General features: G+C 71.4%; 16 protein-coding genes and 3 pseudogenes. 10 read left to right on the top strand and 9 right to left on the bottom strand.

Annotated features, from left to right (window positions below; all coding sequences use genetic code 11):
- Positions 1–80: 80 nt before the first annotated feature.
- The 3 genes and pseudogenes from ACIRFH_RS31540 to ACIRFH_RS31530 all read left to right on the top strand — a co-directional run.
- Positions 81–1,253, top strand: a pseudogene (locus tag ACIRFH_RS31540) (S8/S53 family peptidase); the annotation flags it as partial.
- Between the two features lie 8 nt (positions 1,254–1,261).
- A complete protein-coding gene (locus ACIRFH_RS31535; protein ID WP_403528316.1) occupies positions 1,262–1,900 on the top strand; it encodes an RNA polymerase sigma factor in 639 nt (212 codons plus the stop codon).
- Positions 1,897–2,400, top strand: coding sequence for a hypothetical protein (locus ACIRFH_RS31530; RefSeq protein WP_403528313.1), 504 nt, complete (start codon positions 1,897–1,899; stop codon positions 2,398–2,400). Before ACIRFH_RS31535 ends, ACIRFH_RS31530 begins: the two co-directional genes overlap by 4 nt.
- Positions 2,401–2,420: 20 nt before the next feature.
- On the opposite strand, the gene ACIRFH_RS31525 is transcribed toward ACIRFH_RS31530, so the two are convergent.
- The 4 genes from ACIRFH_RS31525 to ACIRFH_RS31510 form a co-directional block, all read right to left on the bottom strand.
- Complete coding sequence (locus ACIRFH_RS31525) at positions 2,421–3,218, bottom strand: N-formylglutamate amidohydrolase (RefSeq protein ID WP_403528310.1); 798 nt, start codon at positions 3,216–3,218, stop codon at positions 2,421–2,423.
- A gap of 117 nt (positions 3,219–3,335) precedes the next feature.
- Positions 3,336–5,555 (bottom strand): NADP-dependent isocitrate dehydrogenase, encoded by a 2,220-nt coding sequence (locus tag ACIRFH_RS31520; protein ID WP_403528307.1) that lies wholly within the window; start codon positions 5,553–5,555, stop codon positions 3,336–3,338.
- Positions 5,556–5,684: 129 nt separating this feature from the next.
- On the bottom strand, positions 5,685–6,764 hold the full coding sequence (locus ACIRFH_RS31515) for a mechanosensitive ion channel family protein (protein WP_403528304.1): 1,080 nt from the start codon (positions 6,762–6,764) through the stop codon (positions 5,685–5,687).
- Between the two features lie 232 nt (positions 6,765–6,996).
- A complete protein-coding gene (locus ACIRFH_RS31510; RefSeq protein WP_403528301.1) occupies positions 6,997–7,989 on the bottom strand; it encodes a YbhN family protein in 993 nt (330 codons plus the stop codon).
- Between the two features lie 126 nt (positions 7,990–8,115).
- On the opposite strand from ACIRFH_RS31510, the gene ACIRFH_RS31505 reads away from it, so the two are divergent.
- Both ACIRFH_RS31505 and ACIRFH_RS31500 read left to right on the top strand, forming a co-directional pair.
- Complete coding sequence (locus ACIRFH_RS31505) at positions 8,116–9,990, top strand: ABC transporter ATP-binding protein (RefSeq protein WP_403528320.1); 1,875 nt, start codon at positions 8,116–8,118, stop codon at positions 9,988–9,990.
- A 171-nt stretch (positions 9,991–10,161) separates the two neighbouring features.
- Positions 10,162–10,791: a DUF4291 domain-containing protein gene (locus ACIRFH_RS31500; RefSeq protein ID WP_403528298.1), complete on the top strand. Its 630-nt coding sequence runs from the start codon at positions 10,162–10,164 to the stop codon at positions 10,789–10,791.
- A 175-nt stretch (positions 10,792–10,966) separates the two neighbouring features.
- Here ACIRFH_RS31500 and ACIRFH_RS31495 read toward each other — a convergent pair.
- Positions 10,967–11,367: pseudogene (locus ACIRFH_RS31495) on the bottom strand (transposase family protein); the annotation flags it as partial.
- A 355-nt stretch (positions 11,368–11,722) separates the two neighbouring features.
- On the opposite strand from ACIRFH_RS31495, the gene ACIRFH_RS31490 reads away from it, so the two are divergent.
- Positions 11,723–12,544: an ATP-binding cassette domain-containing protein gene (locus ACIRFH_RS31490; protein ID WP_403528295.1), complete on the top strand. Its 822-nt coding sequence runs from the start codon at positions 11,723–11,725 to the stop codon at positions 12,542–12,544.
- Positions 12,541–13,197: a hypothetical protein gene (locus ACIRFH_RS31485; protein ID WP_403528292.1), complete on the top strand. Its 657-nt coding sequence runs from the start codon at positions 12,541–12,543 to the stop codon at positions 13,195–13,197. The genes ACIRFH_RS31490 and ACIRFH_RS31485 overlap by 4 nt, the downstream gene beginning before the upstream one ends.
- Positions 13,198–13,250: 53 nt before the next feature.
- Here the strand turns inward: ACIRFH_RS31485 and ACIRFH_RS31480 are convergent.
- Both ACIRFH_RS31480 and ACIRFH_RS31475 read right to left on the bottom strand, forming a co-directional pair.
- Positions 13,251–13,522, bottom strand: a pseudogene (locus tag ACIRFH_RS31480) (IS1380 family transposase); the annotation flags it as partial.
- 496 nt (positions 13,523–14,018) lie between these two features.
- Positions 14,019–14,804: a GNAT family N-acetyltransferase gene (locus tag ACIRFH_RS31475; protein ID WP_403528289.1), complete on the bottom strand. Its 786-nt coding sequence runs from the start codon at positions 14,802–14,804 to the stop codon at positions 14,019–14,021.
- A gap of 653 nt (positions 14,805–15,457) precedes the next feature.
- On the opposite strand from ACIRFH_RS31475, the gene ACIRFH_RS31470 reads away from it, so the two are divergent.
- On the top strand, positions 15,458–16,228 hold the full coding sequence (locus tag ACIRFH_RS31470; protein ID WP_403528286.1) for an oxidoreductase: 771 nt from the start codon (positions 15,458–15,460) through the stop codon (positions 16,226–16,228).
- Positions 16,229–16,356: 128 nt separating this feature from the next.
- Here the strand turns inward: ACIRFH_RS31470 and ACIRFH_RS31465 are convergent, their stop codons facing one another.
- Together ACIRFH_RS31465 and ACIRFH_RS31460 are read right to left on the bottom strand one after the other, a co-directional pair.
- Positions 16,357–17,274 (bottom strand): LysR family transcriptional regulator, encoded by a 918-nt coding sequence (locus ACIRFH_RS31465; RefSeq protein ID WP_403528283.1) that lies wholly within the window; start codon positions 17,272–17,274, stop codon positions 16,357–16,359.
- A gap of 125 nt (positions 17,275–17,399) precedes the next feature.
- A complete protein-coding gene (locus tag ACIRFH_RS31460; RefSeq protein WP_403528280.1) occupies positions 17,400–18,662 on the bottom strand; it encodes an ROK family transcriptional regulator in 1,263 nt (420 codons plus the stop codon).
- Positions 18,663–19,023: 361 nt separating this feature from the next.
- On the opposite strand from ACIRFH_RS31460, the gene ACIRFH_RS31455 reads away from it, so the two are divergent.
- Entirely contained in the window at positions 19,024–20,706 is a 1,683-nt protein-coding gene (locus ACIRFH_RS31455; RefSeq protein ID WP_403528277.1) for an ABC transporter substrate-binding protein, read from the top strand.
- Between the two features lie 51 nt (positions 20,707–20,757).
- Positions 20,758–21,747, top strand: coding sequence for an ABC transporter permease (locus ACIRFH_RS31450; protein ID WP_403528273.1), 990 nt, complete (start codon positions 20,758–20,760; stop codon positions 21,745–21,747).
- Positions 21,748–21,753 lie beyond the last annotated feature (6 nt).

The following is a 21,753-nucleotide window of genomic DNA, read 5'->3' as shown; positions in this document are numbered from 1 at the left end:
GGGGGGGGGCCCCCCCCCCCGGGGGGGGGGGCCCCCGCGGGGGGGCCCCCCCCCCGGGGGCCCCCCCCCCCGGGGGGGGCCCCCCGGGGGGGGGGGGGGGGGGCGCCCCCCGGGCCCCCCCCCACGCCCTGCGCTCCCTCAGAACGGTGGAGGGCCGCGCGGGCCGCCGCCTGATCAGCCGCAACCACGTCGTCTCGATCGCCGTCAACGCCTGCCCCGGCGACGAGCCCGTGCCCGTCCCGGCCGGCGAGCCGCCGAACCCGGCACCGGCCGCGACGGCGTACGACGCGGACACCGCCGTCGGCGTCCTCGTCGTCGACACCGGCCTCATGCACGACTACCGCGCCTGCCCGCTGCTGGTCCACACCGACGGCGACGCCCAGACACGGGAGTGCGACGACGACGGCGTCCTCCAGCAGTACGTCGGCCACGGCACCTTCATCGCCGGGCTCCTCGCCGCCGTCGCCCCCAACACCGACGTGACCGTGCGGGGCACCCTCAACGACGCCGGCGCGATCCTGGAGTCCGAGTTCGGCGAGAAGCTCTTCGAGGCCGTCGACCGGAGCGGCTGGCCCGACATCCTCAGCCTCTCCGCCGGCACCTCCAACGGCCGCGCCGACGGACTGCTCGGCCTCCACGCCTTCATGGAGGAACTGCGCGAACAGCGCACCCTGCTGGTCGCCGCCGCCGGCAACAACGCCAGCGCCACCCCCTTCTGGCCCGCCGCCTACGCCGACCTGCCCGGCTGGGAGCGCGCCGTCCTGTCGGTCGGCGCGCTGCGCGCCGACGGCGAGTTCGGCGCCTGCTTCAGCAACCACGGCGGCTGGGTCAAGGCCTACGCCCCCGGTGAGCGCCTCACCAGCGCCCTCACCGGTTTCCGGACGCCCGTGCCGTACGTCTACCAGCACTCCACCTACGACGCCTGCCGGTTCGGCTTCGGCTACGCCTGCACCTGCCAGCACCCCCGGCACAACGGGGTGCTCAGCGAGCCGGGCGAGGCGCCCGCCAAGCCGGACCAGGTGATGTTCGAGGGGCACGCGCAGTGGAGCGGCACCTCCTTCGCCACCCCGGTGGCCGCCGGCCTGGTCGCCTCCCACATGACGGAGCGCAAGGAGACCGACCCCCGCGCGGCCCGCAGGCAACTGCTCGCGACCGTCACCGAGTTCGCCGAGGTGCGCGGCGCGCACGTACCGGCGCTGCTGCCGCCCACCTGGTGTCCGGCCTCCGTCGCACCGCCGGCCGCGGCGAGGTGAGCGGCGCGATGCCGGGCGGAGGAGCCCCCTGCGCGGCGTACGATGACGAGTCGTACACGAGGGGTGGGGCAGTGGACCGTGCAGATGTCGGTGCGCTCGTCAGGTCGGCCGCCGACGGGGACGCGGCGGCCTGGAAGGCACTGGTGGACGGAGTCGGTCCGCTGGTGTGGTCGGTCGCACGGGCGCACGGCCTGTCCGACGCCGACGCGCACGAGGTGTACCAGACCGCCTGGTTCCGGTTCGCCCAGAACCTGGGGCGGATCCGCGAACCGGAGAAGGCCGGCTCGTGGCTGGCGAGCACGGCACGCCACGAGTGCCTGAAGCTGCTCAAGGCGTCGAGGCGCTGGACGCCGACCGACGACCTGCAGCTGCTCGACCGGCCGAGCGAGGACCGCACGCCGGAGGAGTCGGTGCTCGACTCCGAGGAGGCCGCCGCGCAGACCGAGCGCGTGCGGCGGCTGTGGCAGGAGTTCGAGAAACTGGGCGAGCGCTGCCGCCAGTTGCTCAGGGTGCTGATCTCCTCGCCACCGCCCAGTTATCAGGAGGTGTCCGCCGCGCTGGGAATCGCGGTGGGCAGCATCGGGCCGATGCGTCAGCGCTGCCTGCGCCGGCTGCGGACCCGGCTGGAGACACGGGGGACGGTATGAGCGACCTGTACGACGGCCACGACGACGCCGAGGACGGACCGGCCGGCGGGACGTCCACCGACGGGGAGTGGGAGAACGGGCTGCTGGAGGAGGAGCTGCGGCAGGCCGCCGCGATCCTGGACCCGGTACCGGCCGAGCTGCGGCGGATCGCCGTCGACGCCTACGCGCTGCGCGACCTGGAGGCGCGCGTCGCCGAGCTGACCTTCGACTCGCTGACCGACGCCATCCCGGTGCGGGGGGAGCCGGACCCGCCACGGATGCTGACCTTCCGCGCGGACGACGTGATCGTCGACGTGGAGGTGACCTCCGACGGACTGTTCGGACAGGTGCTTCCGCCGGGCCCGGCCCGGATCGAGGTGCTCACCGGCCCGCTGGCCCATGCCCGGCTGACGGCCGACGACATGGGCCGCTTCACCGGCGACGCCCCGCCCGCCGGCCCGTTCGCCCTGCGGCTGCGGACCGGCGGCGAGGTGGTCGTCACGGAGTGGCTGCGCGCCTGACCCGGCCCGCCCCCGGGTGATCAGCCCGATACGGCGTCGACGAGCGCCGCCAGCGACGCCGCGAGGCGAGACAGGCCCGGTCCGGCCGGGCCGCCCGGCTCGGTCATGTAGGTGTCCCGGCGGATCTCCACCATCAGCGCGCCGACCTCGCCCCGCTTCCCGTAGAACTCCAGCGGCACGTACGTCCCGCTGAACGGGCTGTCGAGCCCGGTCTCCCCGCACGGCGCGAACGCCCGCCGGGCGGCGGCGAGCAGTCCGGGCGGCGTGTGGAAGCCGTCGGTGCCCAGGCAGACCGGCGGGCGCGGGCCCTCGCCGTGCAGCTCGTAGGGCAGCGGCTCGGTGGGGTAGGAGTGCACGTCGACGATCACGGCCCGCCCGGTGGCGGCGAGCCGGCCGGCGACCGCCTCCGTCATCGCCCGCGCGTACGGCCGGAAGTACCGTTCGAGCAGCGGCTCCGGGTCGGTGCCGTCGGCCCGCAGCACCTCGCGGTGCGTGGTCCGCGTGTACACGGCGCCCATTCCGACGGCCGTCATCTCCTCCCGCTCGTCAGGGAACCGTTCCGGGTCGACCACCAGCCGCGACGCCCGGTTCACGAACCGCCAGGGCGTGACGCCGGCCAGCCCGGCCGCGGCCTCGGCGATCTCGGCCGTGTGCGAGTCGGTGATGTGGTCGAGCTCCCGTTCCAGCGCCGCGTCGTCGAGGACGATGCCGGCGCGGACGTCGGCCGGTATCTCCCGCGAGGAGTGCGGCACGTGCAGGATCACGGGGGAGTGGGCGGCGCCGGGCAGCAGTTCGAAGGTCTGCGGGGCGTCGGTCATGGGGCTGCTCCGGAGGTGGTGGGTCGAGGGGGCGCGGCGGGTGGCGGCGCACAGACGGGCACTCCGTCTCCGGCGGACGGAGACGGGGTGCCCGGGAGCCCTGGGGGCCGGCGAGGATCAGGCGAGGGACGCCAGCGCCTCGTTCCAGGTGGCCGACGGGCGCATGACCGCGGCGGCCCTGGCCGGGTCGGGCTGGTAGTAGCCGCCGATGTCGGCCGGCTCGCCCTGGACGGAGTTCAGCTCGTCCACGATCTTCTGCTCGTTGGCGGCGAGCGTCTCGGCGAGCGGGGCGAAGGCCTTGGCCAGGTCCGCGTCGTCGGTCTGCCGGGCCAGCTCCTGCGCCCAGTACAGGGACAGGTAGAAGTGGCTGCCGCGGTTGTCGATGCCGCCGACGCGACGGGTCGGGGACTTGTCCTCCTCGAGGAAGGTCGCCGTGGCGCGGTCGAGGGCGTCGGCGAGGACCTTGGCGCTGCCGTTGCCGGTGACCTCGGCGAACTTCTCCAGGGACGGCACCAGGGCGAAGAACTCGCCCAGGGAGTCCCAGCGCAGGTAGTTCTCCTTGACCAGCTGCTGGACGTGCTTCGGCGCGGAGCCGCCGGCACCCGTCTCGAACAGGCCGCCGCCCGCCATCAGCGGGACGACCGACAGCATCTTGGCGCTGGTGCCCAGCTCCAGGATCGGGAACAGGTCGGTCAGGTAGTCGCGCAGCACGTTGCCGGTGACCGAGATGGTGTTCTCACCGCGGCGGATGCGCTCCACCGACAGCTTGGTCGCCTCGACCGGGTTCAGGATCCGGATGTCCAGGCCCTCGGTGTCGTGCTCCGGCAGGTACTGCTTCACCTTGGCGATCAGGTTGGCGTCGTGGGCGCGGCCCTCGTCCAGCCAGAAGACGGCCGGGTCGCCGGTGGCGCGGGCGCGGGTGACGGCCAGCTTCACCCAGTCGCGGATCGGGGCGTCCTTGGTCTGGCAGGCGCGGAAGATGTCGCCGGCGGAGACCGTCTGCTCCAGGACGGTGGTGCCGTTCTGGTCGACCAGGCGGACCGTGCCCGTGACGGGGATCTCGAAGGTCTTGTCGTGGCTGCCGTACTCCTCGGCCTTCTGCGCCATGAGGCCGACGTTCGGGACGGAGCCCATCGTGGAGGGGTCGTAGGCGCCGTTGGCGCGGCAGTCCTCGATGACGGCCTGGTACACGCCGGCGTAGGAGGAGTCCGGGATGACGGCGAGGGCGTCGTGCTCCTGGCCGTCCGCGCCCCACATGTGGCCGGAGGTGCGGATCATGGCCGGCATGGAGGCGTCGATGATGACGTCGGAGGGCACGTGCAGGTTGGTGATGCCCTTGTCGGAGTCGACCATCGCCAGGTCCGGGCCCTCGGCGAGCTCGGCGTCGAAGGAGGCCTTGATCTCGGCGCCCTCGGGCAGGGCCTCCAGGCCCTTGTAGATGCCGCCCAGGCCGTCGTTCGGGGTGAGGCCGGCGGCGGCCAGCGTCTCGCCGTACTTCGCGAACGTCTTCGGGAAGAAGGCGCGCACCACGTGACCGAAGATGATCGGGTCGGAGACCTTCATCATCGTGGCCTTCAGGTGCACCGAGTACAGGATGCCCTCGGACTTGGCGCGGGCGACCTGCGCGGTCAGGAACTCGCGCAGCGCGGCGACGCGCATCACCGAGGCGTCGACGACCTCGTCCTTCTTCACCGGCACCGACTCGCGCAGCACCGTGGTGGTGCCGTCGTCGCCGGCCAGCTCGATCCGCAGCGTGCCGTCCTCGGCGATCACCACGGACTTCTCGGTGGAGCGGAAGTCGTTCTCGCCCATGGTCGCGACGTTCGTCTTCGACTCGGGGGTCCAGGCGCCCATGCGGTGCGGGTGGGTCTTGGCGTAGTTCTTCACCGAGGCCGGGGCGCGGCGGTCGGAGTTGCCCTCGCGCAGGACCGGGTTGACCGCGGAGCCCTTGACCTTGTCGTAGCGGGCGCGGACGTCGCGCTCCTCGTCGGTCTTCGGGTCGTCCGGGTAGTCCGGCAGCGCGTAGCCCTGGCCCTGCAGCTCGGCGATCGCGGCCTTGAGCTGGGGGATGGACGCCGAGATGTTCGGCAGCTTGATGATGTTGGCGGCGGGCGTCTTGGCCAGCTCGCCCAGCTCGGCGAGGGCGTCCGGGATGCGCTGGTCCTCGGTGAGGTACTCCGGGAACAGCGCGATGATCCGGCCGGCCAGCGAGATGTCCCGGGTCTCCACGGAGACACCCGCCTGCGCGGCGTACGCCCGGACCACGGGCAGGAACGAGTACGTCGCCAGGGCCGGGGCCTCGTCAGTGTGTGTGTAGATGATGGTCGAGTCAGTCACCGGGTGCTCCGCTCCACGTCTGCAACATTGCTCGACATCAAGATATCTCGTGATCGACCTCGGCTCGACAGGGGTCGCGCGGAGATTCCGGCCATCCGGCCGCGCGGCCCCGGCCGAGCGGGTGACCGCTCAGGCGGACGGCACGGTGTCCTCGCCCGCCCGCTGCTGCGGGATCACCATGCTTCCCTGCTGGAGCGCGACCGTCCGGGCGGGCGCCGGAATGCGGATGCCCTCCTCGCGGTAGCGCTTGTGCAGGCGCTTGATGAACTCGTGCTTGATCCGGTACTGGTCGCTGAACTCGCCGACGCCGAGGATCACGGTGAAGCCGATCCGCGAGTCGCCGAAGGTGTGGAAGCGCACCGCCGGCTCGTGCTCCGGCACCGCCCCGGTGATCTCCGTCATCACCTCGGCGACGACCTCGACGGTGACCCGCTCCACGTGTTCCAGATCACTGTCGTAGGCGACGCCCGCCTGCACCAGGATGGTCAGCTTCTGCTCGGGGCGCATGAAGTTGGTCATGTTCGTCTTCGCGAGCTGCCCGTTGGGGATCACGACCAGGTTGTTGGAGAGCGCGCGGACGGTGGTCTGGCGCCAGTTGATGTCCTCGACGTAGCCCTCCTCGCCGCTGCTCAGCCTGATGTAGTCGCCCGGCTGCACGGTCTTCGAGGCGAGGATGTGGAGGCCCGCGAAGAGGTTGGCGAGCGTGTCCTGCAGCGCCAGCGCGACCGCCAGACCGCCCACGCCGAGGGCGGTGAGCATCGGCGCGATGGAGATGCCCAGCGTCTGCAGCACCACCAGGAAGCCGATCGCCAGCACCAGGACCCGGGTGATGTTGACGAAGATCGTCGCCGACCCGGCCACCCCGGAGCGGGACGCCGTGACCGTCCGGACCAGTCCGGCGATCACGCGGGCCGCCGACACCGTCACCACGAAGATCAGCAGGACGGTCAGCACCTGGTTGACGTTGTGCTGCACCGTCCTCGTCAGCGGCAGCGCCGCCCCCGCGCCGGCCGCGCCGGCCGTGACCGCCGCCCACGGCACCACCGTGCGCAGCGCGTCCACGATCACGTCGTCGCCGCCCCAGCGGGTGCGCTCCGCGTGCCGCCCCAGCCAGCGCAGCAGCATGCGCAGCAGGAACGCCCCCAGCAGCCCGGCGGCCAGCGCGATGCCGGCGGGCACCAGGTGGTCCACGGTGAGGTCCTCGGTCATCGGTCACCTCCAAGGGACACGGCTGCGGCGGAGCCGCTCGCCGACGGGCGGATGTGCTTACTCGTCACCTGTCACCTGCTCGATTCTCCGATGTGCGATCGCACCGGCCCGTAAGGGAGTTCGTCCGGTGCGGGGGCTCATCCTGCCGTATCCGGCACGGCGGTCCGCACCGGCGGGGGTGCTCACGCGCCGCCTCGGCCGGCCCGTCCGCGGGCGACGTACCGCCCCGCCCTCAGAGCACCTTCCTGCGCACCAGCACCCCCAGGGTCAGCGCCCCCGGCAGCAGCGGCAGCCACACGGTGATGACGCGGAAGGCGAGGACCACCGCCGTCGCCACACCCGCCGGGCCGCCCGCCGCCACCAGCGCCACGACCAGCGCCGCCTCCACCGAGCCGATACCGCCCGGCGTGGGCACCAGCGCGACCGCGACCGTCGCCGCCAGGTACGCCACCGCCATGTGCCCGGGCGGCACCCCGAGCCCCAGCGCCCTGCCGACCAGGACCAGCACCGCCGCCTGCAGCGCCGGGAAGGCCAGCGCACCGCCCCACAGCGCGAGCGCCCGCGCCGGGCGGGCGTGCACCGACCGGGCCTCGCCGAGCGCCGTCCGCAGGAACGACACCACGGCCGCCCGCAGCCGCCGCACCAGCACCAGCGCACCCGCCGCCACGACCGGCACCGCCACCGCGGCGGACAGCAGCGGGCCGACGGCCCCCTCGGGCAGCAGCGCGCCCGGTCGCAGCGCGTCCGGGAAGACGAGCAGCAGCCCGCCCAGCAGGGCCAGCCGGCCGGCGCCCTCCGCCAGCAGGTACAGGGCCAGGGCGGCGGACGCACGGGCGAACGGCAGCCCGCACACCGTCAGGAACCGCAGGTTGACCGCGCTCGCACCCAGCCCCGCCGGCAGCAGATGGTTGGCCGCGCCCGCCGCGAACTGCGTGGCGAGCAGCCGTCCCGGCGGCAGCCGCTCCACCACCGCACCCTGCCGGGTGCAGGCGGCGGCCACCCAGGTCAGACAGGTCACGCCGGCCGCGGCCAGCAACCAGGGCGCCTCGGCGTCGGCGAGCCGGCCGAAGCCCTCGGCGAGCACCGACCGGTGCCGCACCGCCACCACGGCGACCAGCAGCAGCGGAAGGACGCAGACGAGCCGCCGGACCCGGCGCGCACGACCGTCCCGGCCGGTGGGGACACGACCGGAAGGGGGCGCCTCGGGGGCGCGTACGACTGTCACACCACAAGACATTCCCCGAGTCGCGCCACCTACGGATGACCGACGCGCGGACGCGGGCTTGCGGATCGCGGTCATGCTCTCCTTGACCTCAAGAAAGGTCGAGGTTCTACCGTCGCCGGCATGAGCATGGAGACCACCGCCTGGACCCAGCTGCACAGCGTGCTGAACGCCGAGCAGGAACGCCGCCCCTTCGCCCGCGCCACCCTGCGCCGCATCGGCGCCTTCGCCCGCCCGCACCGCCGCCGCATCACCTGGTTCGCGCTGCTCGGAGTGGCGACCGCCCTCCTCGCCGTCGCCACCCCCGTGCTGGCAGGCAAGGTCGTCGACGCCATCGTGACCGGCGGCGAGGAGGGCACGGTCGTCCGCCTGGCCCTGCTGATCGCGCTGATCGCCGTCGTGGAGGCGGCGCTCGGCATCCTCTCCCGCAGGCTGTCGGCGACGCTCGGCGAAGGGCTCATCCTCGACCTCAGGACGGCCGTGTTCGACCATGTGCAGCGCATGCCGGTGGCGTTCTTCACACGCACTCGTACGGGAGCGCTGGTCTCCCGTCTCAACAACGACGTCATCGGCGCCCAGCGCGCCTTCAGCAACACCCTGTCCGGCGTGGTCAGCAACCTCGTCACCCTGCTGCTGACCCTCGCCGTCATGCTCACCCTGTCCTGGCAGATCACCCTGATCGCGCTGGTGCTGCTGCCGGTGTTCGTGCTCCCCGCCCGGCGCATGGGCCGCCGCATGGCCCGCATGCAGCGCGAGGCCGCCACCCTGAACGCCGCGATGGGCACCCGGATGACCGAGCGCTTCTCCGCGCCCGGCGCCACGCTCGTCAAGCTGTTCGGCCGCCCGGAGGAGGAATCGGCGGAGTTCGCCGCCCGCGCCCGCCGCGTCGCGGACATCGGCGTGCGCACCGCCACCGCCCAGGCCGCCTTCATCACCGCGCTCACCCTGGTCTCCGCCCTCGCCCTGGCCGTCGTCTACGGCCTCGGCGGCTTCTTCGCCCTGCGCGGCACCCTGGACCCGGGCGCCGTCGTCGCCCTGGCACTGCTGCTGACCCGCCTGTACGCGCCGCTCACCGCGCTCGCCGGGGCCCGCGTCGAGGTGATGAGCGCTCTCGTCAGCTTCGAGCGGGTCTTCGAGGTGCTGGACCTGACCCCGCTCATCGCCGAGAGGCCCGACGCCCGCCCCGTCCCCGACGGCCCGGTCGCGGTCGAGTTCGACGACGTCCGCTTCGGCTACCCGTCGGCCGACAAGGTCTCCCTGGCCTCTCTCGAGGAGGTCGCCTCCCTGGACACCCGGAGCGGCGACGAGGTCCTGCACGGACTCTCCTTCCGCGCCGAACCCGGCCAGACGATCGCGCTCGTCGGCTCCTCCGGCGCCGGCAAGTCGACCATCGCCCAGCTGCTGCCGCGCCTGTACGACGTCGACGCCGGCGCCGTACGGATCGGCGGTGTCGACGTCCGCGATCTCACCGCCCGGTCGCTGCGCGACACCCTCGGCATGGTCACCCAGGACGGCCACCTCTTCCACGACACCGTCCGCGCCAACCTGCTGCTGGCCCGCCCCGGGGCCACCGACACCGAGCTGTGGGACGCGCTGCGCCGCGCCCGCCTGGACGGCCTCGTACGGTCCCTGCCCGACGGCCTCGACACCGTGGTCGGCGAGCGCGGCTACCGGCTCTCCGGTGGCGAGCGCCAGCGCATGACCATCGCCCGGCTGTTGCTGGCCCGCCAGCGCGTCGTCATCCTCGACGAGGCCACCGCGCACCTCGACAACACCTCCGAGGCGGCCGTCCAGGAAGCGCTCACCGAGGCCCTGGAGGGCAGGACGGCCATCGTGATCGCCCACCGGCTGTCCACGGTCCGGGCGGCCGACCAGATCCTGGTCGTCGAGGCGGGCCGCATCGTCGAGCGCGGCACCCACGAGGAACTCCTCGCGGCCGACGGCCGCTACGCCGAGCTGCACCGCACGCAGTTCGCCCGCCGCACGGTCGAGAAGGCGGCGTAGGGCGGGGTACCGATCGCGCACAGGGGTCTTGACCAAGGTGCTCACACCGGAACCGGCGTGTCGATACGGTCACCGCCGCCTGCGGCGACGACTGCCCCGGCGAGGCATCCGGCATCGCCTGCACCCTCGTCCGCCACCGCAGTCTCGGCGGCCTCCCGCCGCGGTAATTCGATGGCGCGCACGCAGCGGTGTGATCACCCTGATCCAGTGACAGAACCCAAGCATCGGATCCGAGCCCTGCACACGGCTTCCACGATCACCGTCTACCAGGCGTACTCGCCGGTGATCGGTCTGGCGGCGGCCCGGGAGGGTCGTTTCCCGGCGGTGTGGAAGCGGGACCGGATGACGTGGATCAAGCCGTCGTTCCTGTGGATGATGTACCGCTGCGGATGGGGCACCAAGGAAGGCCAGGAGACCGTTCTCGCCGTCGAGATCACCCGGGAAGGCTTCGAATGGGCACTGCGACACGCCTGCCTGTCCCACTACGAGCGTGGACTGCACCTTGATCACGGCACGTGGAAACGCCAGGTGAAACGGGCGCCTGCCCGGGTGCAATGGGACCCCGAGCGCGACCTGCGCCTCCAACCGCTTCCCCACCGATCGCTACAGCTCGGCCTCGCCGGCGAAGCCGCACGTCTCTACGCCGACGAGTGGATCGTCTCCATAGCCGATGTCACACCACTGGCCCGTGTGATCCACACTCGTGTACGACATGGAGAGCTGGATGCCGCCCGGCAACTCCTCCCGCGCGAAGACCCCTACCCCGTGAGCGACGGGGTCCTGTCCCACCTGCACCCATAGGCCGGCACCACCGATCCGGGCCGTGGTCGACGAAGGCCGTCAGGGGGTGATGGCCACGGCCCTTTTTCCAGTTCGAGGCCGTGAGCCTTTTCCACTCTCCGTCCGGACTGGCCGGATGCAGGCTGAGGACGGCCTGGACGAGGCTCGTGATCCGGGTGGTTGAGCACCGGATCCGGCAGAGGAGCCGCCAGGACTTCAGAGTGGCGACGGCCTGCTCGACGAGTGCCCGGATCTTCGCATGAGACCGGTTGACCTCCTGCTGACCTGTGGAAAGGCTGTTCCAACGGCCGCGGTAAGGAGTGCGAACGGCGCCGCCGGCACCCTGGTAGCCCTGGCCCGCCCAGCAGTTGATGCCTGCCTCGGCGAGAGCATCGACGATGTCGTGCTCGCGTGCCACCCGGATGCCATGGACGGCTCCGGGCAGGGCCGTGATGCCCACAGAAAACGACCCTTCGGGTCGGCGACGATCTGCACGTTCACGCCGTGCTTCTTATGTTTGCCCGAGCAGAAGGGCCGGTCGGCAGCAATCCGGTCGATGGGGAGAAGCGTCCCGTCCAGAATCGGATACGCCTTCACCGAAGCGGCCCGTACGGCTTCGGCGAGTGTGGGTGCGAGGGCAAGCAGATCCTGTCGACCCGCGCTCAGGTATCGCAGGAGCGCGGCGACGCGCTTGCAGCCGGGCGGACAGGAGGCGAAGGGTGGAGCTGGACACGTTGACACCCGAAGGGTAAACAGGCACGCGGAGCCTCTGGTGAAGATGGTCTTCTCGGTCGAAAAACTGTCTACCAGGGCTTCACCTGCCTGCCAGCTTAATTGACAACCCCGCCCGTCAGGCTGGAAGGGCCAGCGCGCAAGCCACAGGGAGAACGAGTTGTTACGTTGTGAGGCGGTCGGCAAACGTTATGGCAGAGGACGGTGGATCCTCCGCGACGTGGACATGAAGGTCTCGGCCGGTGACGTCCTCGCGGTGGCGGGCAGCAATGGTTCCGGAAAGTCGACCTTGCTGAGGATCCTCGTCGGACTGTCCCAGCCCACCTCCGGAAACGTGTCGGGTCGACCATCGCACATCGGTTACGTACCGGACCGCTTCACCGCCCACGACCGCATCTCGGCGATCTCCTATCTCACCCACATGGGGCGCATCCGTGGCCTGTCGGCCTCCGCCGCCCGCACCCGCGGCAATCACCTGCTGGAGCGGCTGTCCCTGGTGGGAGAGCGGGACGCGTCGCTGCGCACCCTGTCGAAGGGCAACGCGCAGAAGGTGGCGCTCGCCCAGGCCCTGCTCGTTCAGCCCGACCTGCTGGTCCTTGACGAACCTTGGTCGGGTCTGGACATCTCGGCCCACAGAGCCCTCTCCGAGTTCATCGACGAAGCGGCCGCACAGGGCGGCGCGGTGGTCTTCACCGACCACCGAGAGGTAATCACCGAGACGCACGCCAGCGGCGTCTACGCCATTCGCGACGGCCGGATCACCTTGCACGGCAGCCGGCCCACTGGGGATCGGGCCTCGATGGTCGAACTGGTCCTGACGGTGCCGCCCACCGGCGTCATGCCGGTCGAGATGAACTGGTCGGCGCTGCCGGGTGTGGTGGACTCCGCCCTACGCGGCGGGGAGGTCGTCCTGCGGGTGGCGCGGGAGCACTCGGACGCCGTACTGCTGACGGCGCTGCAGCATCAGTGGTCGGTAGCGGGTCTCACCGGAACTGTGGGTGAACACGATCACCGATTCGATGTGCGGAAGGCCGTCCTGTGATCGCCCTGGTCCGCTACATGTCCACGGCGCTGCTGCTCTCCCAGCGCTACCTCGCGCCGCTGCTGCTGTTCCTCGGTCTGGTGGCCGTGCTGACCAGCAGCGACACCGGCCCGCTCACCGCGACCTACGCCTCAGTGGCCGGGGGCATGCTGCCGTGCTCGGCCTGGCTGACCATGGCACTGATCGGTCTCGAGGATCAGCCGCACCGCTCGATCGTCATCGTCAGCACCGGCAGCCACCTACGCGTTCTCCTCGCGACGGTCGGGACGACCGCCGTGTGGTGCCTGCTGCTGACGGCCGCCGGTCTGGTGCTGCCGTTGATGTTCGGAACCCACACACCCGGCCTCGCGGACCTGGCATTGGGAACCGAGGCCCAACTCACCAGCGCTTTCACCGGCATGGCCATCGGACTGGTCAGCTCACGGCTGGTGTTCCGACGGCAGGGCTACGCGCTCGTCCTGGCCCTGGTGCTCCTGCTGGCCGTGCTGCTGGGCAAAGGCGTTTCCCCAGTCAACATCATGCTCACCCACCTGCAGAACGCCTCGAGCTCTGCGGACGCCCTGGTGCCCACGAGTGCCCTGCTCGCCGTCGCCGCGGGCTTCTTGGCGGTCGGCGCGGCTGTCGCACAGGCGATCACTCGCAGAAATGCATGAGCCTTGCGACAGTGCGCCCGAACCGGCGCAGAGCAGGTTGGAAAAGGCTCCGTGTTCTCCTTGGAGGAGCGCGCGATCACGAGGATGCCGTCGAGGCCGGCCATGGCCTGTCCACCGGCGTCCGGGGCGTGCCTGCCCGCCGGCGACCGGACCCGGTTGCGGACTTCGGACCGTGCGGATCGGATGGCCTGCAGGGCTTTCGCGTCGGGGCGGCGAGGGCGTCGATCAGACGGGAGACCGTCGAGGCGGAGGAGACCGGCCCGAAGACGGCCGGCTCGCACCGCAGCATCGCGACGTCCGTGAGGCGGTCTTCCGCTCTCGCCACCCGTCTTCGAAAAGGACGCCGAGCTCAGCGGGAGTGATCTCCCCGGCGGCCTGGACCGACTCCCTCACGAACAGCTCGCGCTCAGGCCCGCTCAACCGCAGCGAGCTTCCCCCCCGGCCGGAGGTACCGCCGGCCGGGTGTGACGAGACGTCGGACCGGGTCCATCAGCTCAGGGGCGGTGCCGGCACAGCGCATGGCTGCGTCTCTGCCCGGCGAGGACCGGGCCGCCGGCGGTTTGTCCAGGGGGCCCAAGGAAGGATCGCTGGTTCGCAGAAGCAGGCGTGTCCGTGCTTGCAGGGGTTCCGTAGAGGCCTCCGTGGGTGCCGAGGGAGGCCTTGCAGAGTCCGAGGAGGGTTCGCCGGAGACCGGTGAGCCGCCGGTTCCGGTACAGCGGCGCGTGGTCCTGGTCGATGGCCTGGGACGTCAGGGGTGAGGCGGGGCATCCGGCTCGTCTTCACGCACCGTCGGTTGAGGAGCCGGCGAAGACCGGCTGAGCTCAGGGTGACCAGACGTACGGTGTCGTCGTGGTGACCGCGTGCAGGCCGAGGCGGGTGAGGATGGGGGCGCTGTCGGCTGAGGCGTCGACGTAGACGTAGGGGACGTCGCGGGCGGCAGCGAGTTGGGCCCGGCGGGCGACCATGGCCCGGTAGATGCCCCGTCCACGCCATTCCTTGAGCGTCGAGCCGCCCCAGAGCCCGCCGAAGTCGACGCCGTCCTTGAACACCAGCCAGGCGGCGCAGACGACCTCGGTGCGTGCCTCGGCGACGAGGACGACGGTGTTCTCCGGGGCGTTCCCGATCCGGGCGGACAGGTCGTCGGCGAGCCAACTCCGGTCCTCGCCCCAGACGGTGCTCTCCATGGCGGCGACGCGCTGCAGGTCCGATCCGGCGGTGACACGACGGATGGTCACGCCGTCGGGCAGGACGGGGCCGGCGGCAAGGTCCGCGGACCGCCCGATGAGCACGGTCTCGCTGTCCTCGGCGACGAAACCGGCCGCCGTGAGCCGGTCGGTGAGGTCGGCGGGGAGGTCATGGGCGCGGGTCTTCCACTCGACCGCCTCACCACGGGCGGCGTAGAAGTCACGCTGCCGCGCTATGAGCGCGTCCAGCTCCGCCCCGTACACACCGAGGTCGCGCGGGCCCGTGACGAAGCCACGGTGCCAACCGACGACACGGGTCAACGGGCCGTCCTTCTCGATGCGGGCGCTGCCGCCGGGCGGGGTGACACCACGGAGTTGGGCGTCGTACGCGGTGCGGAGTCCGTCGATCAGAGTGTCCTTCACTCGAGCATCGTACGGATCCGGTCACGTGATCAACCGCCGGTCGAGACCGCGCAGATCTCAAGGGCTGCGTTCTCTCACCTGCCGCTTCGGCGCCGGCCGCTCCGAGCCGGGGAGGGACGCTGCGGCGAACGACGCGGGCGCACTTCAGGGTTCGCCGTCGCGGTGGCCGCCGGGGCGTCACCGTCGCTCGCTGCATCCGGAAAGCCGAACCGGGTACCGCCCAGGTGAGGAGCCGGAGTTCCCGCCCCCACGCGCCGGACGTGTCCGGGGTGACGAGCGGACCGGGCCTGCGTCCGTCGGCCGATGCGCGGAGGGTACCCGGGCCGACTGACCGCGCCTCCAGTCGTCCGGCACCGGCCGGACGGCCGGCGCCGGGGAAGTCCGGGGCTCCGTCGAAGACCTTTCGTCCCGTCGCGAACGTGACGTCCCACCGCCCGGGAACGCACGCGCCCTGCCGGGCGGAGGAGGCCGGAGGTATAGGAAACCCCTATGGCTTCTGCTCACATTTCTTCTTTGTCTTTCGTTGTTTTCCGGACGTAGCGTGAAGCAGGTCGACGAGGTGATCGTCAAAGATTTATCCGAAGATTCACGCGCTTCGCGCCTCGGCCTTCCTTCGTCGAGTGGATGAATACGCAATCGAGAGGACCGGTGAAATGACCGAAAACGAGAACGGACCGGAAACGCAAGGGCTCGCGGGAAAGCGGGCCCTGGTCACGGGTGGGTCGCGCGGGATCGGCGCGGCCATCGTGCGCCGGCTCCTGGACGCGGGCGCCGAGGTGCTCACGACCGCCAGGTCGAAGACGGACACGGTGCCGCAGGGCGCCTCCTTCGTGGCGGCCGACGTACGGACACGGGCCGGCGCGCAGACCATCGCCGCGGCCGCGCGGGAGGCGCTCGGCGGGGTGGACATCCTGGTCGACAACGCGGGCGGGGCGCGCCCGTTCCGGAACGCCTGGGCCATTCCCGACGAGGAGTGGCAGGACCAGCTGGACCTGAACTTCCTGGCAGCGGTGCGGCTGGACTCGCTCCTGACACCGGGGATGCGTGAACGGCGTTCGGGCGTGGTCGTGCACGTCTCCTCGGCCGCCGTCCCCACCTCGGCACCGCCGTTCCTCCACTACACGGCGGCGAAGGCGGCGCTGCAGAACTACAGCCGGGGACTGGCCCTGGAACTCGCCCCGTTCGGCGTCCGGGTCAACGCGGTGTCTCCCGGCAGGACCACCACCCCCGGCGGCGAGGCGACGCGGGAGCAGTGGGCGGCCCTGACCGAGGGACCGGGCCAGGACGGCACCGCCCCGCCACTGGGCCGCGACGGCCGTCCGGACGACATCGCCGACGCGGTGCTGTTCCTCGCGTCGGACCGGGCGAGCTGGCTGACCGGACAGAACCTCACCGTGGACGGCGGGGAATTCCCCGTGGGCTGACACCGACGACACGGAAGAAGGGCGTGGCCGAGGAAATGAAGAACGGGGGACCACCGGAACTGTCGTCCCGCGAGAAATCTCCGCGTGGAATCCGTGTCGACGCGGCCGGTCCCGGTGTCGTCGAGGTGTCACCGGGTGGGGAGCAGGTCTGACCCGCTGCCCGAGAAGCCGCTGTGGTGCCAGGTCTCCTGACGCAGGAATTCGAGCAGGGCCGTTTCCGCCGGGCCCGCGCCGGGGCGGACCGCGGCGACGGTGGGCAGGGAAACGGCGGGCAGGACGGGGCGGGTGAGGTGCTCGAACCCCGGAGGCACCGCAGAGGTCGGAACGAGGGTCACCCCGAGCCCGTGGGCGGCCCAGCGCACCGCCGTCGCCGTCTGGGAGACACGGGCGACCGTGGTGGGGGCCAGTTCGTTTTCCCGCAGTACGTCCCGCAGCACGCCGTCGAGGGCGCCGCCCTGGTCGAACCTGATCCACGGCTCCCGCGCCACTTCGCGCAGCTCGACCCGGTCCGCGGCGAGCTGCGCGTGCTCGGGACCCAGCACCACGACGAACTCCTCGTCGCCGAGGTGGTGGCCCTCGTACAAGCCTTCTTCGCACGGCCCCCCGACCAGGCCGAGGTCCACCACGCCCCGGCGCGCCAGCCGTTCCAGCTCAGCCGGGTTCGCCTCCTCGAACACGGTGATCTCCAGCCGCGGGAAACGGCGGCGCAACGCGCTCAGCGCGCCCGGCAGCTGCCGCGTGCCCAGTCCCATCTGCGCCGCGACCACCAGCTCACCCTCCAGCTCGTCGGCACCGGCCCGCGCCGTCGCCCTCGCCCGCCGTGCCGCCCGCACCGCGACCTCCGCGTCCCGCAGGAACGCGCGACCGACCGCGGTGGGCACCAGGCCGGCCGGCGTGCGGGCGAACAGCTGCACGCCGAGTTCCCGCTCCAGGCCGCGAATCTGCTGCGACACCGACGGCTGGGCGACGTGCAGCAGCTCCGCCGCAGCCGTCACCGAGCCCGCCTCGGCCACAGCCAGGGCGTACTCGAACTGACGAAGACTCATGGGCTCCCGTTCCCTCCCCGCGGTGGCCCTGGGGCCACCCTTGGCATCGTGGGCAACCCGGTTCCGCCGGCAGGGATTCCCGTCGGCACGGCCGAGGTGGAGCCGCTCCTGGCAGCCTCGGCTGCTCACTCCCGGGTGACCGCCGCCTCCCGCTCGGGCTCACCGAGCGCGCCCGGCAGCGGCAGACGCGTCTGCCGCAGGGGCACCAGCTCGCTCTGGAGCACCATCGTGGCGGCGCCGACGGCGGGAGCCGTGGCGGCCGAGTCCGACAGGCGCACGGTGACCGGATGGGCCGTCCGCGCGAAGAAGGCCGTCTCCAGCTCTTCCTGGAGCACCGGCAGGTACACCGAGCCCGCCACGGCCATACCCGGGCCCGTGAGCACCACCATGTCCAGGTCCAGGACGTTGGCGAGGGCCCGGGTGGCGAGTGCGAGCCGGCGTGCGGAACCCTCCAGGAGTTCACGGGCGTCGGCATCCCCGCGCCGGACCGCCCGCGCGACCGCGGCGAAGTCGGCGGTCACCGAGGGGCGCTGCCCACCGGGCCCCTGGGTCAGCCCGGCCGCGCGCGAGATCCGCGTGTCCGCCCGGGCCTGGGTCACCACGGCCGCCGGCCCCGCGAGCGCCTCCACGCACCCGCGGGCCCCGCACCAGCAGTCGGGCCCGTCCGCGTCGACGCACATGTGGCCGATCTCCCCGGCGTTCCCGCTGCGGCCGCGGTAGACGGCGCCGTCGATCACCAGACCGGCGCCGATGCCGCTGCCGATGTACACGGCGGCGAAGCTCGGGGTGTCGCGCGCGATGCCCGCCCAGTGCTCCCCGAGGGCCGCGGCGGTGGCGTCGTTGTCCAGGGTCACCGGCAGTCCGGTGGCCTCCACCAGGGCCTTGTCGAGGGGGAAGTCCTCCCAGTGGCGCATGGCCGGCGGTGTCAGGCGCATGCCGCTGGCGGGCGTGAGGGGACCGGGGGAGACCACGCCCAGGCCGAGCACGAGCTCCTTGCTGATACCGACCCCCCGGATGAGGGTGTCCACCTCGCCGGCCATCCGGGCCACGACCGCGGGCGGATCGTCGGTGCCCGCGCCGGCCCGTGACATCCGGGCGACCATGGAGCCGCTCAGGTCGGTGAGCGCGTAGGTGATGCCGCAGTGGTCCAGATGGGCACCGACCGCGTACCGGGAGCTCTGGTTCAGCGCCAGGAGCGTCCGTGGCTTGCCGCCGGTCGATTCGGAGCGTCCGATCTCGGTGACCAGCCCGTCGTCGATGAGACGACGGACCACCGTCGAGATGGTGGCACCCGTGAAGCCCGTCGCCTGGATCAGTCGGACCCTGCTGATGGTCCCGGCCGCCCTGATCACGTCCAGGACCGCCGCCCTGCTGGTCGCGTGCGGCATACCTTTCGCCAGCCCGCCCATCGATACCCTCCCGGCGCCCCAGGCGGGCGCTGCCCTCAGCCGGTTCCTCCGGGCGTGCGCCCCCTGTTTATTTGCCGGACAAACATAACCGACGGGACGGTGTCAGCGCCGCTGCCCGGACGCGTCACGCGTCCTGCCTGGCCATGCCCGGTGGAGACCTCTGCGGGCCCGTGAGTGGCGGAGCCGGTCCGCAGACCCGTGGCAGAGGGAAGGCCCACCGGAGTGTTGACTTTCTTTCTTCGTCAGCTTAACAATCTCGACACATGTGCGTGGCCCCGGCCCTCCCGTGGAGGCGTGGCCCCGGCCGTCCGATCCGGACCTCCCCAGGAGAGTGGCTCGTATGTCCAGATATCAGACGAGGTTCCGTTATGCCTGCGTCGCGGGGGTGACGGCCCTCGGCCTCGCCGTCACGGGATGCACCGCCGACACGGGCGGCAGCGGCGCCGACGGCTCCACGCTGGTCGCCTACACCGGCCAGAGCGGCGACTACCAGATCAACTTCAACCCGTACTCGCCGACGATGATCGACGGCCCGGGCTCCATCTACGAGCCGCTGTTCTTCTACAACGTCGCCCGCAAGGACGAGCCCAGGCCCCGGCTGGGCACGGCGTTCGCCTGGAACAAGAAGGGCACCGAACTCACCGTCACCCTGCGGGAGGGGGTGAAGTGGACCGACGGCCGCCCGTTCACCGCCGATGACGTCGTCTTCACCTTCGACATGGTCCGCAAGAACGCGACCATGAACAACACGGGCTTCTCCGGGAGGACCACGGCGGTCGACGCCACCCATGTGAAGATCACCTTCGATAAGCCGTCGTTCAGCGAGGGCCCGCAGGTGCTCGGCAAGTTCTGGATCGTCCCCAAGCACCTCTGGGAGAAGATCGCCAAGCCCGCCGAGGACGTCATGAAGAAGCCGGTGGGCACCGGCCCCTTCAAGCTGGCCGAGTTCAAGCCGCAGGCCTTCACGCTGGAGGCGAACCCCGACTACTACGCCGGCGCCCCCGCGGTGAAGAAGATCCGTTACGTGGCGCTGTCCGGGAACCAGTCCGGAGCCGACGCGCTCAGGGCCGGCCAGATCGACTGGAACACCGGTCCCGTCCCCGACATCAAGAACGTCGAGAAGAACTACCCCGGCTACCGGGCCGTCACCGTCCCGATGAATCAGGCGGCCCTGTTCACCTGCTCCGACGCCGCCCTCGGCTGCAAGGGACCGCAGACCGACCCGGCGGTGCGCAAGGCCGTCTACTACGCGATGGACCGCACCCAGCTCAACGCGCTGGCCTTCGAGAACACCGCTGGTGAGATATCCCCCGGCTTCGCCCTGCCGGGCCGCGACAAGACGCTGGTCTCCGACAAGCTCAAGGACCGCATCGCGCCGATGGAGCCGCAGGCCGACACGGCCGCACGGCTGCTGGAGGGCGCCGGCTGGAGCAAGGGGTCCGGCGGCGTCTACACCAAGAACGGCAGACAACTGGCCCTCACGGTCAAGGTCGTCGCCGGCTGGACCGACTACATCACCGCCGTGAACATGGTCGCCGAACAGCTGAAGAAGACGGGCATCAAGCTCACCGTCCAGCAGGTGTCGTGGAACGAGTGGTCGGACGCCCGCGGCCGCGGCCAGTTCGAGCTGCTGCTGGACTCGCTGTACCAGGGCCCGGCACCCGACCCGTACTACCTGTACAGCTACTTCTTCTCCAGCAGGACCACCGCGCCCGTCGGCGAGACCGCCAACCCCAACTTCGCCCGCTTCAAGGACCCCAAGGTCGACGAGGCCCTCGCCGCCCTGTCCGGCATCGACATGGACGACACCAAGGCGCGCCGGCCGTACTACGACACGATCCAGACCCGGATCGAGGCGTCGATGCCGTACATCCCCATGCTCACCGGCGGCACCACGAGCCAGTTCAACGCCAAGAAGTTCACGGGCTGGCCGACCGAGGACAACCTCTACGCCTTCCCCGCCGTGTGGGGCCGGCCCGACAACTCGCAGATCTACCTGAACCTGAAGCCCGCCGGCAAGTGAGGCCCTGACACCCATGTTCACGCAAGAGCCCCAGGTGATCGGCGGGATCGGATGACGTACTTCGCCCGCAAGATCGGTTTCTACCTCGTCGCCCTCTGGGCCGCCCTGACACTGAACTTCTTCATCCCCCGGATGATGCCGGGCAACCCGGTCGACACCCTGATGGCCAAGCTCCAGCAGCGCGGCGGAACGGTGGACCCGGCGGCCCGCAAGTCGTTCGAGCTGCTGCTCGGTGCCGACCGCAGCGAGCCGCTGTTCCAGCAGTACGTCTCCTATCTCGGCAACGTGTTCCGCGGCGACTTCGGCGTCTCGGTCAGCTCCTACCCGGCCCCGGTGTCCGACGTGATCGGCCAGTCGCTGCCGTGGACCATCGTGCTGGTCGGCATGGCGACGCTGATCTCCTTCGTGCTGGGCCTGCTGCTCGGCACGGTGGTGGGCTGGAAGCGCGGATCCTGGCTGGACTCCGTCGTCCCCGCCACCACCGTGCTGGCCGCGGTGCCCTACTTCTGGCTCGCGCTGGTCCTGGCCGCGCTGCTGTCGTCCACCCTGCACTGGTTCCCGCTGCTGGGCGGCTACGACGTGGCCCTGCCCATGGGCTGGAACTGGCAGTTCGTCTCCTCCGCCGTCTACCACGGCACGCTGCCCGCGCTGACCATCGTGATCTCCTCGGTCGGCGGCTGGCTGCTCGGGATGCGCAACATGATGGTGTCCACCATCGCCGAGGACTACATCCTCACCGCCCGCGCCAAGGGACTGCGCAACCGGCGCATCATGGTCCGCTACGCGGCGCGCAACGCGGCCCTGCCCTCCATCGCCGGCTTCGCCACCTCGCTCGGCTTCGTGGTGTCCGGCTCCGTCATCACCGAGCAGGTCTTCTCCTATCCCGGCGTCGGCGGCCGGCTGCTGCAGGCCGTGCAGAACAACGACTACGCCCTGATGCAGGGGATCTTCCTGGTCATCACCGTCGCGGTCCTCGGCGCCAACCTCATCGTGGACCTGCTGTACGGCGTGATCGACCCCCGCACCCGTACGAGCCACTGACCAGGA

The organism is Streptomyces sp. NPDC093586, from assembly GCF_044764905.1.
Taxonomy (GTDB): domain Bacteria; phylum Actinomycetota; class Actinomycetes; order Streptomycetales; family Streptomycetaceae; genus Streptomyces.
The sequence above is the reverse complement of the archived record's forward strand: the minus strand, read 5'-3'. Positions and strand labels throughout refer to the sequence as shown.

What these genes read in the sequence shown, in the direction of transcription:
- ACIRFH_RS31465 (WP_403528283.1), bottom strand. Translation starts at nt 17,274, where the DNA reads ATGAGTCTTCGTCAGTTCGAGTACGCCCTGGCTGTGGCCGAGGCGGGC.
- ACIRFH_RS31505 (WP_403528320.1), top strand. Translation starts at nt 8,116, where the DNA reads ATGGAGACCACCGCCTGGACCCAGCTGCACAGCGTGCTGAACGCCGAG.
- ACIRFH_RS31535 (WP_403528316.1), top strand. Translation starts at nt 1,262, where the DNA reads ATGCCGGGCGGAGGAGCCCCCTGCGCGGCGTACGATGACGAGTCGTAC.
- ACIRFH_RS31460 (WP_403528280.1), bottom strand. Translation starts at nt 18,662, where the DNA reads ATGCCGCACGCGACCAGCAGGGCGGCGGTCCTGGACGTGATCAGGGCG.
- ACIRFH_RS31530 (WP_403528313.1), top strand. Translation starts at nt 1,897, where the DNA reads ATGAGCGACCTGTACGACGGCCACGACGACGCCGAGGACGGACCGGCC.
- ACIRFH_RS31450 (WP_403528273.1), top strand. Translation starts at nt 20,758, where the DNA reads ATGACGTACTTCGCCCGCAAGATCGGTTTCTACCTCGTCGCCCTCTGG.
- ACIRFH_RS31455 (WP_403528277.1), top strand. Translation starts at nt 19,024, where the DNA reads ATGTCCAGATATCAGACGAGGTTCCGTTATGCCTGCGTCGCGGGGGTG.
- ACIRFH_RS31470 (WP_403528286.1), top strand. Translation starts at nt 15,458, where the DNA reads ATGACCGAAAACGAGAACGGACCGGAAACGCAAGGGCTCGCGGGAAAG.
- ACIRFH_RS31515 (WP_403528304.1), bottom strand. Translation starts at nt 6,764, where the DNA reads ATGACCGAGGACCTCACCGTGGACCACCTGGTGCCCGCCGGCATCGCG.
- ACIRFH_RS31500 (WP_403528298.1), top strand. Translation starts at nt 10,162, where the DNA reads ATGGCGCGCACGCAGCGGTGTGATCACCCTGATCCAGTGACAGAACCC.
- ACIRFH_RS31525 (WP_403528310.1), bottom strand. Translation starts at nt 3,218, where the DNA reads ATGACCGACGCCCCGCAGACCTTCGAACTGCTGCCCGGCGCCGCCCAC.